Raw genomic sequence first — 16,305 nt, 5'->3', positions numbered from 1 at the left:
ACAACCCAGTTTTGCCCTTTCCTTGAATATTCCATAAATAAAGCACTTGAGTATTAAATTATCAAACAATCTCTAACATACCCATCATACCTTGATCTTCATGGTCGAGGATATGACAGTGGTAAACGGTTTTGCCGATAAAATCCTGATACTGAATTCGCAAGCGAACGGTTTCCCCACGACGGACATTAACCACATCTTTCCAGGCTAAAAGGGGTTCAGGAGTTTGATTGCGGCCGATCACTTGGAATGAGTTGACATGAATATGAAAAGGATGATCCATTCCTCCTGGATTAATGATTTCCCACTCTTCAATTTGATTCAATTTGACCCTAACATCGATACGTTGATGATTAAAGACCCGATCATTAATCAAAAACACCATACCCATTCCTGGAGTCATGCCATGATTAAGGGTAAACTGGCGCAGGGTTTGTGGTTCGGGTAAGGGTTGGATGGGAATCAGGGTTTTGGGTAGGGGAATGGGAGTGACAGGTTCGGTATAGTTAAATGTAGAGATCGCCTGAGTTTGATTACTGCTAGACGATAATCTCATATGGCCCATCATGCCCACAGTTCCCCGGTCATAGGGTAGACTTAATAGCCTATACTGAGATGGAGGTCGATCTCCTTGAATTAAAACCTGTACTCGCTCTCCTGGTGCTAATAGTAATTCGGTTAATTCTACCGGTTCAGAAATTGCGCCCCCATCCGTAGCAATTAAATAAAAGGGATGTTCATCCAAGGATAAGCGATAAAACCGAGAACTGGACGCATTCAACAAGTGTAAGCGCAGCAAACCTTGGGCAGGAATAGAAAACTCTGGCTTGATTTTCCCATTCACCGTTACTAATTCTCCTTCTCTCCCTAACATAATTGCACCATGGGAGAGGTTGGAATTACGATTAGCAGTAAAATCTTGCAACACTAAAAAATCTTCAGAAGCAGCTTTGATTTCTGGGATTTCGTCTAATTCACCCCGGACAATCAACAAGCCAGCTAATCCTTTAAATACCTGTTCTGCTACTTGTCCATGGTAATGGGGATGATACCAAGAGGTGACTGCCGGATGATTTTCAGGCAACGTAAATTCATAGCTGAATTGTTCTCCAGGAGGAACAGAAATAAACACATTATCAGCCGTTCCTGTGGGCGGAATATGTAATCCGTGATAATGAAGATTGCTCGTTTGAGGTAATTGATTCTGAAAATTAATTTTAATTGTATCTCCAGGTCTAGCTTCTAGTCTTGGCCCGGGAATTTGCCCATTATATCCCCATTGCATGAGCCGATTTCTGCCGAATTGCATTGGCATTTCTTGGGCAACCATATCCACAGATAAAAATCCGTCTTGACTGATATGGGTATTCGGCATAGCTGGTGCTTGGCTGATCGTTTTCCGATTACATTGACTCAGTAGTATCGTGCCGCTTGTCCCGGCCATATAAGCCAGTAATTTTCGTCGGTTGAGCATATTTTTTTATATAGTAGTTTTCACTTTTAAGTCCGGTTAAACACATGGTATCATAATGGACTAATCAGACTTGAGATCGGGTAGCGATCGCAGATTTTGCTCCCTTAACCAGCTATCCAGCCAAGCGCGATCCTCGTCCAAGAACAAAGGCGGTACAGGATCTTGACGATAATCTACCACTAGATCGTAACTCGCTTGGTCGTATACATTATTCAATAATAACTGTAAATCCACCAGGGGTTCCCTATCCCCAGGCTTTAGCGGTAAGGGAAATGAAGGGATAGCATCTTGCAAATTAAACCCATATAAGTCTGCTTGAGGACGACAGTCTCCTCGACTGACCAAAATTCGGTAATCTGTTCGACTACTGCTGGTGCTGGTATACATTGGCATCGGTTGTCCCTTACGCAGTAAATCAAGTTCTACTAAATGAGTAGAACTTCCTAAAACTTTATTGCGCTTATCCTCATATTGCTTGCGCGTTTCAATCCTGAAACGTTTATTAATGGGAGAGATAATTTCAATAGAGGTTACTACTTCCTTGGTAATAACCTCTCGCACTTCCAAATAACCTTGTCTAACAGTTACCGGAAGTGGAACTTCTACAGCCTGGGGTTGAGTTGGAGATCGTGCAACTGCAACATTGCTGGTTGGCTGTTTAATTGTCGTCTGTGAATTTTGTACTAAATCTGGAATGCTAACCAGTAGGGATTCTTGACCAATAGTTTTATAAACGCGTACCTCAACGGCAACCCTATATTGAGGACGAAGTTGGGGAGAAAGAAACCTAGCCAGTTCAATAATGAGCCAGTGATGGACTCCTGGCCAAAGTTCTGGATGTTCCAGATAAGGGTTCATCCCTGGAAAGGGGGAAGGCATAAACGGTCCTCATCACTGAGTTGGATTACTCTTCGTCGCTCAAGTTTGCCAGATGCTCTTCCAATCCCATGCGAGTTTCCGCTTTATGCAGAAAATAGCCCGTCATCATTGCCGAAGCTAACAAACGGCCTAACTGTTCCCGACTGGTGGTGATGGTCACTCCGAAATGGTCTGGAGGCAAATGTCCCAGCAATCCCACAATATTGTGTTCCATGACGCTGAGGGCTTCTTTAGAGGGTTGCGAGAGATGATTAACAGCTTCAGGGTCTAGGGAATGCAGATATTGACCTAGGACGTTGTTGTCATTAGCCAATTGCTCGAAGAGATCGGAATGTTGGGAGGGTATGTTAGGATTCATAGTTTTTGACTCAATGAGAGAGTGACTTCTGTTGACTGTTTTTACTGTAAACGAGGACTCAAAAAAGCCATTGGAGGTGAACCGAACTTAGGAAGCAGGGATTTTGCGAAACCGAGAAAAGTCTGAGCCTGCCCTACTCGGGCAGGAGAGAATGGGTGAAGTTAATCACAGTAAAGGGTATCGCGGGTGTTTTCTCCGGTGATGGGGTTGGTTCCTTTGGCGATCGCACATAAATATTCCTGAGCATCATCTCGGAGAATCACATCAGTAAAATCTGCTCCCTCGATATTAGCATCTCTAAAGCTGGCCAGTTGGGCAAAAGCCCCTTCAAAGAGAACATCTTTCAAATTCGCCTTTCTAAAATTGGCTTCTCCAATAGTGGAATATCTCAGATCGGCTCCTTCTAAATTCGCTCTAATTAATTTGGCTCCAAATAAACTTGCTCCTCGCAAGTCTGCTCCCACAAAGCTACTTTCGGTCAGATCAGCTTGATCGAATTGGGCTTCTATGAGATCTTTCCCCGAAAAATCAGCGCCTTTCAGGTCTACTTTTTCATAGTTTTGGGCAAACGCCGGGGATAGGTTGCCGATGCTTCCAGTCAGGTTCAGCCCAAGGATTAGGCATACACTCAATAACCCGATCAGATAAGTAGGAATTTTTTTGACGGTCATGGGAATAGTCAGTTTAGGTATTCAACAGCGATATCATCATCCTATGGGAAGGTGGAGGCTGAAAAGAGGGTGGACTGACATGAGGCTCAATCCGGGAATACAAGGAGAAGAGACCGTTGCTCAATGGTTGCAACAGCAAGGTGCAATGATTTTGCATCGTCGGTGGCATTGTCGTTGGGGAGAGTTAGATCTGATTGTCCAATGGCAGGAAGAGTTGGTTTTTGTGGAGGTGAAAACCCGCAGTGCTGGCAATTGGGATCAGAATGGATTAGGTGCAATTTCTTCTAGGAAACAGGAGAAATTGCGCTGTGCTGCGGAACTCTTTCTAGCTGAGTCACCTGAGTTTGGTGAATGGGGATGTCGTTTTGATGTGGCGTTGGTCTATTATCAGAGAGTGGGTACGTGTTCAGATGTTCGGGCGATCGCCCCACCACTCACCTATAACCATCAGCAGTTTATGATTATAGACTATCTCCAAGGTGCATTTTAAAACTGACAGTTGTGTGATTTAACTCATTTCAAAGTTGGGTTACAGCTTCTATGATCGAAGTAACACCATCTAATTACCAAATCACGAGAGTTGCCCGATGTTGAAGTTCGCGATCTTATTCCTGGGAGCCTTTACCCTAATTCTCTGTACTACCCTCGTCTCAAATCCTGTCCAAGCACAACCCCCTAGCGAGCATACCATTATCTATAGCTGGGGATACGATCGCGTAGGAAGTCATCAAAAGGTTTGCAAGCAGTTAGAGTCTGTCATTCAACCCAATCCGCGCTATATCGACAAACCTTCTTTACATACTTATAGCCGCGTAGTGAGCGATCGGTATTGTTCTCGAATCATCAAGGATTAGATCTAGGTCAATTATTTTATACTTAATCTATCTATAAACTAACCTTTAACCAGGGTCTTCAACTCCTCGTCTGTCCTAGTTCCATCTATGACTAACCCGACTAGAAAACACAGGGGAAGGTAACTGTAAAAGCACTTCCCTTTCCTTGTTCACTTTCTACCATGATTTCACCTCCATGGAGATCAATTAAGCGTTTCACAATCGACAGTCCTAAGCCAGTTCCGGGTATTTTTCCCACATTTGCGCCTCGTTCAAAGCGTTGAAACAGTTTTTGGCGATAGTCTAGAGGTAACCCAATTCCTTGGTCTCGAACTGCAAGCCTAATCTCAGCTTCAGTTTGGGTAATATCAAGCTTAACAATTCCTCCATTTGGGGAATATTTGATGGCATTCGAGAGCAAATTCGAGAGAACATGACGTAGAATCATTGCATCAAGATTAATAATCCGGTTTTCTCCATAAAGAGTAAGCTCTAAATTATGTTTAGACGAGGCAATCACTTTAATTTCTTCAATAATCTCTTCACAAAACTCGACTACATTCATCTGTTCCGGATTAAACTCTAACTTTCCAAATTCAGTCCGACTTAACGTGAGAATATCTTCCAATAACTGATGCATATGTTGCGCTGCAGTTTGAATACGTTTTAAGTGCTTCTCTTTTTTCTCTTCCGTTAGCTTATTGCCATAACGTTGTAGCATTCCTGCCGACATTTGAATCGCGGTTAAAGGCGTTTTTAAATCATGGGACGCGATCGAGATATATTCTGTTTTTTCTTGATTGTTAGATTTTGCCTGAGCTAATGAAGATTCTATACTTAAGCTTTCCTGATATTTTTTTAACGCCATTTTAATCGTGGCATGAATTTCCCTTTCTTTAAAGGGTTTGAGTAAATAGCCATAAGATCCCGTTTTTTCAGCACGGGATAAAGTTTCATCATCAGCATAAGCCGTTACATAGATAACTGGAATATTATATTGCTTTCTAATTTTTTCTGTGGTTTCAATGCCATCTATATCTCCTTTAATCACAATATCCATTAAAATCAAATCGGGAATAATCTCTCTAATTTTGTTGAGAGCTGCTTTTCCAGAAGAGACAATTCCCACTACTTCATAGCCTAACTTCTCTAACTTACGGGCTAATCCTTTGGCAATCAGTAACTCATCCTCAACAATTAAAATCTTGACAGGAGACATAATTATACCCTCTGACGATACTTTAACTCTGAAAATCGTAATTCAAATGTTGTGCCATGGTCTCTCAATAATGTAATTTCACCCTCTAACTGTTCTGTTAGGGTACAAACCAACTCCATGCCCAAAGAATCAACGTTGCGAAAATCTAAGTCTTCTGGGAAACCCATTCCATTATCTGCTACTTTGACCACAATTTGATTGTTATCTTGCTGATACATGATCACCTCCACTTTTCCTTGTGTTCCTTCAGGAAAAGCATGTTTCAAGGTATTGGATAATAATTCATTCACAATTAAGCCACAGGGATGAGCCGTTTCTATATTTAATAGAACGGGTTCGATATCTAAGTAAAATCTAACCTTATTCTCTTCTACATTATAAGATTCAAACAAATTGGGGACTAAATCTTCCAAATATTCACCAAAATTAATCGTATCTAGGGTCATCGATCGATAGAGCTTTTCATGAATCAGAGCCATGGAATAAATACGATTTCGACTATCTTCCAAGACTTTAATTAAAGTAGGATCGCTGACATAATCCGCTTGAAATTCCAATAAATTAGAAACGACCAATAAATTGTTTTTAACTCGATGATGTATTTCTTTTAAGAGAATTTCTTTTTCTTTTAAAGAAGTCACCAATCGACTTTCAGCTTGTTTGCGATCGCTAATATCTCGATACATCCATAGATGTCCGCGATCAATAGAGTCAATCAATATAGGAACATAATTTTGTTCTAAGATGCGACCATCAGCCAATTGAATTTCCTGGTTTGTGACTATTCTATTATGGTCGAGAATTTCTTGATGGTGTTGACTGATTTCTTCTGGGCGATCAAATAAATGTGAAAATTCATCTCCAATATTTCCCCATTCTTGCCCAATTAATCGGTCAGAACAGCTTGTCGTTTTGAATAGATGACAAAACGCTTGGTTAATTAACGCGACTTTATGATGTTCATCCTTGACTAAAACACCCAGTTGAAGATTAGAGATTAAACTGGTTAAGCGAGAGGTTGTTTCTTGTAATTTTTGTTCAATTCGTTTGCGATCGGTAATATCAATCCAATAGCCAATAATTTCTAGAGGATTGCCTTGTTCATCACGGACTAAATTGAGTTTATCGTAAATCCAAATATATCTCCCGTCTTTATGTAAAAAACGGTATTCATGGCTATAAAAACCCTGGTCAAATAAACTTTTTAAGCCATGCTGACTGATTTTGTCTTGATCTTCTGGATGCAGATGAGTCCACCAAAAGTTTTTCTCAAACATTTCTAATAATTCATAGCCAATGACATCATAGGCATTGTCACTCACAAATGTAAATTCAAAGCTATTGTTTGCCCGCAAACTATATAAAATACCAGGACTAGAAGAGAGTAAATATTGAATCCTTTCTTGGCTCATCAATAAAGCTGTTTCAGCAACAATTCGTTCTTTAAGCTCTCTTTGCAGTTGTTGATAAAATTCTGATTGTTGGATAGCGATCGCTAATTGGGAAGCAATCTGTTTTAATACCTCAATTTCTTCCTCTTTCCAGTCTCTGACTCGATCGCATTGATGGACAATCAACAATCCCCAAAGTAAATTATTTTGAATGATGGGAACTACGATTTTACTTTTGACTTGAAATTCTTGTAAAAACTCAACCAAGCAAGGACGAATATCTGTTTGAGTAATGTCGGATGTGGCATAGGTTTTGCCGGCAATATATTGATCGTAGCATTCTCGAGGAAAAGTCTCTTCTGGGAATTTTTTATCTAAGGTTCCAGTCCAACCTGGATTAACAGCTTCAGCAATTACTTGCCCTGTATAATTAGGTAAAACCCGATAGACTAATACGCGATCGGAGAGTAAAAGTTTTTTGACTTCTTGGACTGTAGTTGTCAGAATTTCTTGCAAATCCAAGGATTCTCGAATTCGTTGAGTAATCATGCCAAACAGCTCTTCACGTTTAACTTTAGCCAGTAAATGTTCTTCAGCAACTTTGATTTCAGTGATATTATTTTGAATGCCTAGATAGTGAGTTAAAATACCCCGATCGTCATGAATTGGAGAAATGGTTGTTCGATTCCAAAACAAGGTTCCATTTTTGCGATAGTTTCGTAATACAACCGTACAGCTTTCTTCGTTTTTTAATGCTTTACGAATCGTTGCAAGTCCCTCTTGCTGACGATCTGTCCCTTGTAGAATTCGGCAATTCTTACCGATTATATCTTGTGCACAATATCCGGTGACTCGCTCAAAAGCAGGATTAACTGAAATCACGGGAAAATCGGGCTGTTGAGCATCGATAATAACGATACCATTACTACTAGCAGCGATCGCTCGTTCACTCAAGCGTAACTGCTCTTCAACTTGCTTGCGTTCCGTAATATCAGAAGCCGCCCCCAAAAGCTGTATTGGTTTTCCCTGGGCATTTCGAGTAAAAATCGTATCTCGACTTACGAACCAATGCCATTCTCCATTGCGATCGCGCATTCGGTATTCGATCTCCCAAATGTCTGTATTATTTGCATCGACTAATTCTTCCTGCCATTGGACTAGTTTAGGTCGATCTTCTGGATGCAGGAAGTCTTCACAGACAATATTGCCCATCTCCTGAATCTCACGGGGAGTATACCCTAATACCAAGGCAATATCTTTGTTACTATAAACAGTCTTGTGTTGTTCTAAGTCATAAATATAGAGAATATTCGGACTGGCATCAGCAATACGTTGAATAAATCGCTCGTTCTCTTGCAGAGCTAATTCGGCTTTTTTACGGTGGGTAATATCTAAGGCTGCGCAAGTAATTCCAATAACTTGGTTCTCTAAATTTAATAAGGGGTCAACGGTTATATCGTAGCACTTCAAATTCCCACGATCGGCAAGCATGACCTCTTCTCGCACACTGCTCTGAGAATCTAAGGCTTGTTGTTTGATTCGTTCTAATTTTTGGGCATCTTCTGGAGCAAACAAATCTCGATCAGACTTTCCAATTACTGCTTCTGCGGTATAACCGAGAGCGGGATTATAAATCCAGGTATATCGCAGATCTAAATCTTGGTTAAAAACGATAATGGGGGAATTTTTTAGGGCAATTCTAAACCGTTCTTCGGCATAACGGAGGGCTTCATTGGCGGTTTCTAAATCAGCCGTGCGTTGAGCCACTTGATCTTCTAGGGTTTGATTGAGATATTTAAGAGCTTCTTCGGCTTGCTTGCGATCGCTAATATCAGTAATACTGCCCACATACCCTACAATATTTCCTTCCTCATCTAGATCAGCAACCGCCTGACCCATGACCCAAACCACTGTGCCATCTCGATGTTGAAACCGATACTCAGAAGAAAAGGTGCGATGCTCCTCGACAGCTTCATTCCACTCCCGAAGTACCCACTCTAAATCTTCGGGATGCAAAGTTTGCGACCAACCCTCCATCATTGCTTCTTGCGCTGATAGACCGGTCATATTACACCAGCACTGATTGACGTATAAACACAAACCTTGATTATCCGTTTGAAAGATCCCCACAGGAGAAGCAGTGGCTAAAGTCACATAGCGTTTTTGACTCTCTTTTAAGGCTATTTCTATTTCTCGCCGCTCTGTGATATCTCGACCAACAGCGTAAAAATAAGATTCATCCGTTGGCATAGCCGTCCAAGCAATCCATCGATAGGAACCATCCTGACAGCGATACCGATGTTCAAAATTAACGGTGGGGACTCTAGAGGCAAGTTGTTTCACTTGAGCTTGGGTGGCGGCTAAATCATCGGGATGGATGAAGTCAAATAAGCTCCTCGATTGCAGTTGGTGTGGACTATATCCTAAGAGTCCTTGAAAACGGGGATTGATCCGTTTAAAAGAACCGTCAAAAGTAATAATACAAAACAGATCGAGGGAAAGGTTAAAAAATTGGTTTAATTCTTCAGTGAGTCGGTGTTGTTCCAGGAAAGAAGCGAATAAATGGGCGATCGCCTCCAAAAATTGCACTTCATCAGGATTAAAATGACGATGCTCCCTGCTATAGACCCCCAGTACTCCAAAGGGTTGTTTTACACCGGGAATGATGGTTGTTATGCTACTGATAACTCTACCTTGATTGTGTAACACCGATCCTCGAAAGCGAGTTTCTATTTGTAGGTCGTCCACAACGACAGATTGACCAGACCATAAGGTATACCCCAGTTGTGTATTTTTCGTGGCACTGAGTGTCAGTTGTTCAATAGAATGCTGAAGATTCTGATAATGAACAGAGGTAAATCCATGGGCAGCTTGCATTTGAAATGCCGCTTGATTGGGCAATAATTCCAGAATTTCTACATAGTCAACACTTAGGGTTTTGGCAACCTGCTGTACAATTTCGTTCATCAGACTCTGTCGGTCTGTAGCAGCGATCGCATACTGGCTTAAATAGGTTAAAGTTTGTTGTTGGCGATCGCGAAACCGAAGTTGTATTTGAGCTTCCTGTCGTCGGCTTAAATCTATTCCAGTGACGATCGCATGGGTAACGATCCCTAGGTTGCCAAAACTCTGGTTTGACCACTCAATACGGCGTTTTGTACTACCTTGAATCACCCAGTGGCATTGATAAGCCCCAGTCGATTCCCCCTGGAGTGCTTGCCCGATCGCCTGTTTAATCTGAGGTTGTTCGGCTACGGGAATCAGAAATTCCCAAAATCGCTGACCTTGAGCTTGTTTTTCCAGAACACCACTTAAACGTTGGCAGGCATTATTAAAGTAAATAATTTCACCCTGTCGATTAACAACCACCACTAACGCATCAACCGCATTGAGAATGGCGTGGGTAAAGTTCTTCTCTTGTTCCAAGGTATAGTGCATCCATTGATGTTCCCTCAGTTGGGTCGGTAAATCTTGGAACGGTAAGCTTTGTTTGAGGCGGATTGCCAATTGATCCGCTTGCTGTTTAAGAAAGGCTTCATCGTTTCTAGACCAATGCCGAGGGGCGATCGCCTGTTGTGCGGTTAGCAATCCCCAGAGATGATTCTCTTGGAGAATGGGAACCACCAAATTTGCCTTGACCTGAATTTGCCGTAAGAATTCCACATGACAAGGGGTTAAGCCTCCTGATTCAATATCGTGGGTAACTTGAGTTCGGCCATTGATGTAGGCTTTAAACAGATCTTCACCAAAATGAGAATCATAAATCTTTATACCTAGCAAAGACTTGCATAAGGGATATACAGATTCTGCAATTACCGTACCACTGCCATCCGGTTCAAAACGATAAATTAAGACTCGATCGCACTTTAAACCCTGATGAATTTCTGTAACTGTGCGATCCAGAAGGGTCTGAAAACCAATATTGTGGCGATCGTCAGATTTTTGGTGTGTTGCTTGAAGTTGTGCCAAGCCATAGTAAACAGAGATCGCATCTAAATCTTGTAGTCTTTTTTGCAGATCGTGGGCACAGACTACGCCCATGATATTCTGTTGGAGATCGAGTATGGGCAAATACTCAATCTGCTGCTCAACCATCAGTTTCGTGACGGCCAACAGATCTAAATCCGGTTGCCACGTTAAACTACAACCCTGAGGAGTCATGACTCGCTCAACACTCACCGATCTCCAGTGTTGCCAATGGGGGCGAATCTGATGATAATCCGATACCGTTATTACCCCTAATACTTGTTGGTTTTGGCTGACCACAAAATAAGGATAGGGCGATTCGCTATTCCAAAACGCGATCGCTTCCTCTACACTCAGATCGGGGGAAATCACAACAGGGTGACGATCCAGTACACTTTCTAGACTTGGCAATTGAAAAGATACAGAAGCAAAGGACATAATTTACAGGCCGGAACAGTTCTAGTGGAAAGCCTTACCAAACGCAGGAGAGAGTTGGCAGCAATCTCAGCAGTCCTCATAACTCCTGCTCTACTATGTAACCTAATTTCATGATAGCCTCCAGACTGTTGCTACTGTCCAGCCTTCTGAGTTTTTTAGCTTAATCCCTCTCGCAGATCTGGGTTTAAGTCGGGTCGTAGTTTCTTCGCTTCCCTTAAGTAGGGATGGCTCACATGATGTTCCACAGGCAAATAAGCATGAATCAGAAATCGGATACAGTGGGATAAGGCTCCTTCCACATGCATTTGTTGCACATCCAATAATGGCACATGATCCCATCCTTTTCTTTGACGGGCGATCGCCGCTGGAAACACTGCATCAAGATCGCGTGTGACTGAAAACGTAACACTAATCAGTTGGTCAGGACAAAGCTGGTTTTTTCGGTCTAGCTCATCGAGTAACTCGGTGACCGCTTTCTGAATCGCCTCAACGGTATTTGCTTCTACTGTCGTTGCTCCACGAATTGCCCGGACTTGCCAACCCACGTTCCTCTTCTCCATGCTTGTAATGATTGCTGGTCTGGTTTGGATACAGAAAAAATTACTCCCTATTCAAGGTCGATATAACCATAAGGGCAAGCCATTGGTTGATGCCTCAAACTCCAACCAGTCCATCGCAGCCGGCAATCCTGATTTTACCTGATTATCGCCACTAATAATGCGACTCCATAAAGGTTTGGGTTCTTCAATGGTTTTACATTCGGTTTTTTGGGGGTCAAGACCGACTAATTTGGCTAACCAGAGGCGAGCATCTTCTTCGGTTCCCAGTCGGTCAACCACTCCTAACTCTAAGGCCTGTTGACCAGTGAAAATTCGACCATCAGCAAAACTTTTAACCCGATCTACCTCTAAGTTCCGAGATTGGGCGACCGTTTCCACAAACTGCTGATAACTCGTATCAATCATCTGTTGGAGAATATCTTGCTCCTCCTGGGTTAATTCTCGGTCAAAGGCCAAGATATCTTTGTAAGGGCCAGATTTGACGACCTTAAACGAGACCCCAATTTTCTCTAACAGGCGCTCTAAGTTATTACCCCGCAAAATCACCCCAATACTGCCGGTGATCGTTCCAGGATTCGAGACGATATGCTCGGCTCCCATGCCGATATACACGCCACCCGATGCAGAAATATTACCAAAACTGGCCACGATTTTGAGCTTTTCGCGCAGTCGCATTAAGGCGGCGTAAATTTCCTGGGAATCCCCCACAGTTCCCCCAGGAGAATCAATCCGCAGTAGCAGAGCCGGGTATTTTTTCTCTTCGACTGTTTTGAGCGCTTCTAAAACCCGTTTGCGAGTTGCAGAGGCGATCGCCCCATTAATTTCAATCCGAGCTATTTGTTTTCGTGCTTTTGACTTAAAAAACCAAATCATAATTAACCTAGATGTTTACAGAGAACCAGACCAGCCCCCTTACCCATTATTGCTTAACCCGTTCTCAACCCCTTGACCGATCGCTTCACAAATCTACATAGACTACAATGTATCTTAACCATTCGCCCACTCAGAATCTTGGCTTGCTGCCCTCAACTGTAGAAATATGCAACTGAAACCCTTCAATAGTCAATCCTCTTTGCTCTTCTCCGTGATCTTAATTGCGCCGTTCTTCTTCTGGGGAACGGCTATGGTAGCGATGAAAGGTTCTCTTCCTCACACTACCCCCTTCTTTGTGGCTACCATGCGTCTTGTTCCTGCTGGACTTTTAATCCTGATCGCCGGTTGGCTCACTCAACGCCCCCAACCCCAAGGATGGAAAGCTGGGTTATGGATTAGTCTCTTTGCCCTTGTGGATGGAACCCTCTTCCAAGGCTTTCTTGCCCAAGGATTAGTCCGAACCAATGCGGGACTCGGATCGGTGATGATTGACTCCCAACCCCTAGCCGTAGCGCTGCTGGCTGCCGGGTTATTCGGGGAAACGATTGGTCTGTGGGGGGCATTCGGTTTAATCCTAGGTATAAGTGGCATTAGTCTGATTGGATTACCCGATGAATGGATTTTAGGTGGATTTCCGGTACAAGAGATGCCCAACTTGACCCAAATTTTCCAGAATGGACAAGGATTAATGCTCTTTGCTGCCCTCTCCATGGCAGTGGGAACCATTCTCATTCGTTATGTGAGCCGTCATGCCGACCCAGTCATGGCCACCGGTTGGCATATGATCCTAGGAGGACTTCCCCTGATGCTCGCCTCTGGACTTTGGGAAACTAACCAATGGGATGGACTATTGATCAATGATTGGATCGCGATCGCCTATTCAACGATTTTTGGCAGCGCGATCGCCTATGGACTCTTCTTTTACTTTGCCTCCTCTGGAAATCTCACGAGCCTCAGCTCCCTCACCTTCCTCACCCCTGTCTTTGCCCTCCTGTTTGGCAATCTGATCCTCGAAGAAATCCTCAGCCCCTTACAATGGCTGGGTGTAGGCTTAACCCTAATCAGCATCTACTTGGTTAATCAGCGAGAAATCCTAGCAGCCAAATTTAACCTGAAATTTTCCCCTAACCCAGATTCCTCCCTAGCCCCACAGATAGTCGAAATTGATGAGCATAATCTGTAAACCGTAGAGTCCAAAAGCCCTTCGACCTTATGGTAAAATCCCCTTAGAATCCTCCATACCCATACCTCAAATTGCTCAACCCCCTTCCGAGCATCTTCTGAAACCCCCATTCCCATGGCATAATCCCCCAAAACAGGGAGGACAGATCCTTGCCAGATCAAGCAATCCAAGGTATCACAGACTCATAGATCCCGATCCATAAACTCACTTCTCCGGCAGCGGCTTACCCTAATGTCCTATCGCCTCCCCTTATGCATTTTTAGTACCCTTGCCAGTCTAGGAATCATTACTTCTGCCACAGCGATCGCGCCAGGGATGGTTACCGAGCGCAGTCGAGGTATGGGTCAAATTATCGCTACTTCTAGCTTATCTGACCCTGAAAACAGACCTCTTCTGCTGGCTCAAGCCTCTGAAAATGTTTGCACTCAGGGTCTAGAATTAGCTCAGAAAGCCAATCAAGCCGGAAAAATTGCCACCACTGCTGGGCAATGGACTCAAATCTCCGAGCAATGGCAACAAGCCGCCGACTTCATGACTCAAGTGCCCGCAGAAGATGACTGTTATGCTAAAGCTCAAGAGAGGATTAACTTTTATCGCAATAACAGTGAAATTGCTTTAGAAGAAGCCGAAAAAAGCCGCACCCCTAGACCCTTTCTCGTCCTGGGCGCTCAGGGAGAAGCGGTTACCCAACTTCAGCAACAGCTTAAAGACTTAGGTCATTTTCAAGGTGAAGTGGATGGTATTTTTGCTCAAACGACCCAGGAAGCCGCGATCGCATTCCAAAACGAACAAGGATTAGATCCCGATGGTCAAGTCGGGCAAAATACTTGGGATAAGTTAGACTCTGCCCTCATTGTCCAGGCTTCTAGCAAAGCTGAAAGCGAAGAAAATGAATCAGAGAAAGAGAAGAAGGATCAAAAACCTTCTCAGAGACAAGGAATCATTGGTTGGGTGATGATGGGGTTAGGAGGCTTAACCGTTTTAGGAGGAACGGTTTTTATCCTCCTAAAACTGCTCAATCGACGAGTAGAAGAAGAGGAATTTGAAGAGCAAGAAGACGAGGAAGAACTAGAATCAGTGCAGTCAGGAGCTGATTCTTCCGCCCCTGAACTGATGCCTTCTCTGGCTCAAGCGGCTCTAGAAAAACTGCGCAATGGGAAATCAGCCCATCACGATCCAGAAACCGAATCTCAAGGTTTATCTGAAGAGCAACCTGAGCAAGTTTCTCCAGAAAAAAACGCCCATCCAGAACTCGAAAAAGAATCCATTTCTTCTGAAGAAGAATCTTCAGCATCGGAGAAAACCGATCAGCTTTTGCCCGTTAATGAAACCACCCGTTTACCTAAACTTACAATTGTTGAAGATTTAATTAAAGATTTAGAAAGTGCCGATCCTCAAAAGCGCCGTCAAGCCATTTGGGAATTGGGACAACGGGGGAATTCTTTGGCCGTACAACCCTTGCTGAATTTACTGTTCGATTCTGATTCAGGACAGCGGACTTTAATTTTATCTGCTCTATCGGAAATTGGCGTAAAAACCATTAAGCCCATGAATCGAGCTTTATCTTTATCGTTACAAGATGATAATCCGGATGTCAGAAAAAATGCGATTCGAGATTTTACTCGCATGTATGAACTAATCGCCACTGTCAGCCATATGATGTGCCATGCAGTTGACGATCCAGATGAAGAAGTTCAAGAGGTTGCTGAGTGGGCTGTATTACAATTAAGACGGATTAGTGCTGCATCTAACATGGTGCAATTGAAAGAGAAAAAATCATCTAATGAATCTGATGATTTTCCAGATGATGATGATTAATGGCATTCCAAATAAAAAGGCAGGAATTCGAGGTGGTTTAATGAAGAATAAATTTATGCAGTATGAGTTTTGGGAAGATTGGATTCTTGAAGCTTCAGACGGTGATGTAGGCCTGTGGCAAATAATTTCTGAAGTCCGTTTGATTTTCCCAAAAGCCAATGAAAATGAAAGAAAAGTGATCACACTTGAAATAGTTCGGGAATACCTAAAAAGTGGATTTATGGAACTAGGAATGTTTGAGTATAACAATGAAAAGAAACTAGAATTCAAGATCTGGGATTTAGACATTGATAGTGCTATACATCGCATTGATCGTGAATGGAGCCAATTAGGAACAGAGCCGAGTATTGGCGATATAGCTTATCTAATCACAACAGACAAAGGAGACCAAGAAGCTGATAGAATCTCACAAAGAACCAAAGAACACTCAGAATCTGATTAACTCCAAATTCAGTAGTTTTGCAATAGCTTAATTTGTAGGTTTAGATTATTGTCGAATGAATTTACCCCTCTTCTGTCACTCTCCGGTTTCTTCTATTATTAATAATTTCCAGAGCTAAGGTATACTCAGTGATACAGGGTGTGGCGATCTCATTTTTGCCCATATGCATACTCTTGGGAATTGATATGCAGAAAAAATGG

The 16,305-nt window shown here is 42.8% G+C and carries 13 protein-coding genes; 5 read left to right on the top strand and 8 right to left on the bottom strand.

Features of this window, described 5'->3' with window-relative positions; genetic code table 11:
• Positions 1 to 61 precede the first annotated feature (61 nt).
• The 4 genes from J7545_RS07630 to J7545_RS07615 form a co-directional block, all read right to left on the bottom strand.
• Positions 62 to 1,474, bottom strand: coding sequence for a multicopper oxidase family protein (locus tag J7545_RS07630; RefSeq protein WP_318719383.1), 1,413 nt, complete (start codon positions 1,472 to 1,474; stop codon positions 62 to 64).
• Positions 1,475 to 1,534: 60 nt separating this feature from the next.
• On the bottom strand, positions 1,535 to 2,353 hold the full coding sequence (locus J7545_RS07625) for a DUF4058 family protein (RefSeq protein WP_318700585.1): 819 nt from the start codon (positions 2,351 to 2,353) through the stop codon (positions 1,535 to 1,537).
• 25 nt (positions 2,354 to 2,378) lie between these two features.
• Complete coding sequence (locus tag J7545_RS07620) at positions 2,379 to 2,711, bottom strand: DUF760 domain-containing protein (protein ID WP_271940082.1); 333 nt, start codon at positions 2,709 to 2,711, stop codon at positions 2,379 to 2,381.
• A gap of 161 nt (positions 2,712 to 2,872) precedes the next feature.
• Positions 2,873 to 3,382: a pentapeptide repeat-containing protein gene (locus J7545_RS07615; RefSeq protein WP_318719382.1), complete on the bottom strand. Its 510-nt coding sequence runs from the start codon at positions 3,380 to 3,382 to the stop codon at positions 2,873 to 2,875.
• Between the two features lie 79 nt (positions 3,383 to 3,461).
• Between J7545_RS07615 and J7545_RS07610 the strand changes: the two genes are divergently transcribed.
• Positions 3,462 to 3,872 (top strand): YraN family protein, encoded by a 411-nt coding sequence (locus J7545_RS07610; protein WP_318719381.1) that lies wholly within the window; start codon positions 3,462 to 3,464, stop codon positions 3,870 to 3,872.
• Between the two features lie 97 nt (positions 3,873 to 3,969).
• Positions 3,970 to 4,236 (top strand): hypothetical protein, encoded by a 267-nt coding sequence (locus J7545_RS07605; RefSeq protein WP_318719380.1) that lies wholly within the window; start codon positions 3,970 to 3,972, stop codon positions 4,234 to 4,236.
• A 100-nt stretch (positions 4,237 to 4,336) separates the two neighbouring features.
• On the opposite strand, the gene J7545_RS07600 is transcribed toward J7545_RS07605, so the two are convergent.
• The 4 genes from J7545_RS07600 to sppA form a co-directional block, all read right to left on the bottom strand.
• Positions 4,337 to 5,434 carry an ATP-binding protein gene (locus J7545_RS07600; RefSeq protein ID WP_318719379.1) on the bottom strand — a complete coding sequence of 366 codons (1,098 nt, stop codon included), beginning with the start codon at positions 5,432 to 5,434 and terminating at the stop codon, positions 4,337 to 4,339.
• 2 nt (positions 5,435 to 5,436) lie between these two features.
• Complete coding sequence (locus J7545_RS07595) at positions 5,437 to 11,229, bottom strand: PAS domain S-box protein (RefSeq protein WP_318719378.1); 5,793 nt, start codon at positions 11,227 to 11,229, stop codon at positions 5,437 to 5,439.
• Between the two features lie 155 nt (positions 11,230 to 11,384).
• Entirely contained in the window at positions 11,385 to 11,774 is a 390-nt protein-coding gene (gene aroH, locus J7545_RS07590) for a chorismate mutase (protein ID WP_318699519.1), read from the bottom strand.
• Positions 11,775 to 11,840: 66 nt separating this feature from the next.
• On the bottom strand, positions 11,841 to 12,662 hold the full coding sequence (gene sppA, locus J7545_RS07585) for a signal peptide peptidase SppA (RefSeq protein WP_318699518.1): 822 nt from the start codon (positions 12,660 to 12,662) through the stop codon (positions 11,841 to 11,843).
• Positions 12,663 to 12,828: 166 nt separating this feature from the next.
• Between sppA and J7545_RS07580 the strand changes: the two genes are divergently transcribed.
• The 3 genes from J7545_RS07580 (at position 12,829) to J7545_RS07570 (ending at position 16,105) form a co-directional block, all read left to right on the top strand.
• Positions 12,829 to 13,845: a DMT family transporter gene (locus J7545_RS07580; protein ID WP_318699517.1), complete on the top strand. Its 1,017-nt coding sequence runs from the start codon at positions 12,829 to 12,831 to the stop codon at positions 13,843 to 13,845.
• Positions 13,846 to 14,076: 231 nt separating this feature from the next.
• A complete protein-coding gene (locus tag J7545_RS07575) occupies positions 14,077 to 15,663 on the top strand; it encodes a peptidoglycan-binding protein (protein ID WP_318699516.1) in 1,587 nt (528 codons plus the stop codon).
• The gene (locus J7545_RS07570; protein ID WP_318699515.1) at positions 15,650 to 16,105 is read left to right on the top strand and encodes a hypothetical protein; all 456 of its coding nucleotides are present in this window, start codon (positions 15,650 to 15,652) and stop codon (positions 16,103 to 16,105) included. The genes J7545_RS07575 and J7545_RS07570 overlap by 14 nt, the downstream gene beginning before the upstream one ends.
• Positions 16,106 to 16,305: the final 200 nt, after the last annotated feature.

It is taken from the genome of Roseofilum sp. SBFL (assembly GCF_017746885.1).
Taxonomy (GTDB): Bacteria; Cyanobacteriota; Cyanobacteriia; order Cyanobacteriales; family Desertifilaceae; genus Roseofilum.
Note: the sequence above shows the minus strand (reverse complement) of the source record. Positions and strands in the feature narration are given on the sequence as shown.

Excerpts from the sequence above, each read along its gene's own strand:
- J7545_RS07605 (WP_318719380.1), top strand. The coding sequence starts at position 3,970 with ATGTTGAAGTTCGCGATCTTATTCCTGGGAGCCTTTACCCTAATTCTC.
- J7545_RS07600 (WP_318719379.1), bottom strand. The coding sequence starts at position 5,434 with ATGTCTCCTGTCAAGATTTTAATTGTTGAGGATGAGTTACTGATTGCC.
- J7545_RS07580 (WP_318699517.1), top strand. The coding sequence starts at position 12,829 with ATGCAACTGAAACCCTTCAATAGTCAATCCTCTTTGCTCTTCTCCGTG.
- J7545_RS07610 (WP_318719381.1), top strand. The coding sequence starts at position 3,462 with ATGAGGCTCAATCCGGGAATACAAGGAGAAGAGACCGTTGCTCAATGG.
- sppA (WP_318699518.1), bottom strand. The coding sequence starts at position 12,662 with ATGATTTGGTTTTTTAAGTCAAAAGCACGAAAACAAATAGCTCGGATT.
- J7545_RS07570 (WP_318699515.1), top strand. The coding sequence starts at position 15,650 with ATGATGATGATTAATGGCATTCCAAATAAAAAGGCAGGAATTCGAGGT.
- J7545_RS07595 (WP_318719378.1), bottom strand. The coding sequence starts at position 11,229 with ATGTCCTTTGCTTCTGTATCTTTTCAATTGCCAAGTCTAGAAAGTGTA.
- J7545_RS07575 (WP_318699516.1), top strand. The coding sequence starts at position 14,077 with ATGTCCTATCGCCTCCCCTTATGCATTTTTAGTACCCTTGCCAGTCTA.
- J7545_RS07625 (WP_318700585.1), bottom strand. The coding sequence starts at position 2,353 with ATGCCTTCCCCCTTTCCAGGGATGAACCCTTATCTGGAACATCCAGAA.
- J7545_RS07615 (WP_318719382.1), bottom strand. The coding sequence starts at position 3,382 with ATGACCGTCAAAAAAATTCCTACTTATCTGATCGGGTTATTGAGTGTA.
- J7545_RS07620 (WP_271940082.1), bottom strand. The coding sequence starts at position 2,711 with ATGAATCCTAACATACCCTCCCAACATTCCGATCTCTTCGAGCAATTG.
- J7545_RS07630 (WP_318719383.1), bottom strand. The coding sequence starts at position 1,474 with ATGCTCAACCGACGAAAATTACTGGCTTATATGGCCGGGACAAGCGGC.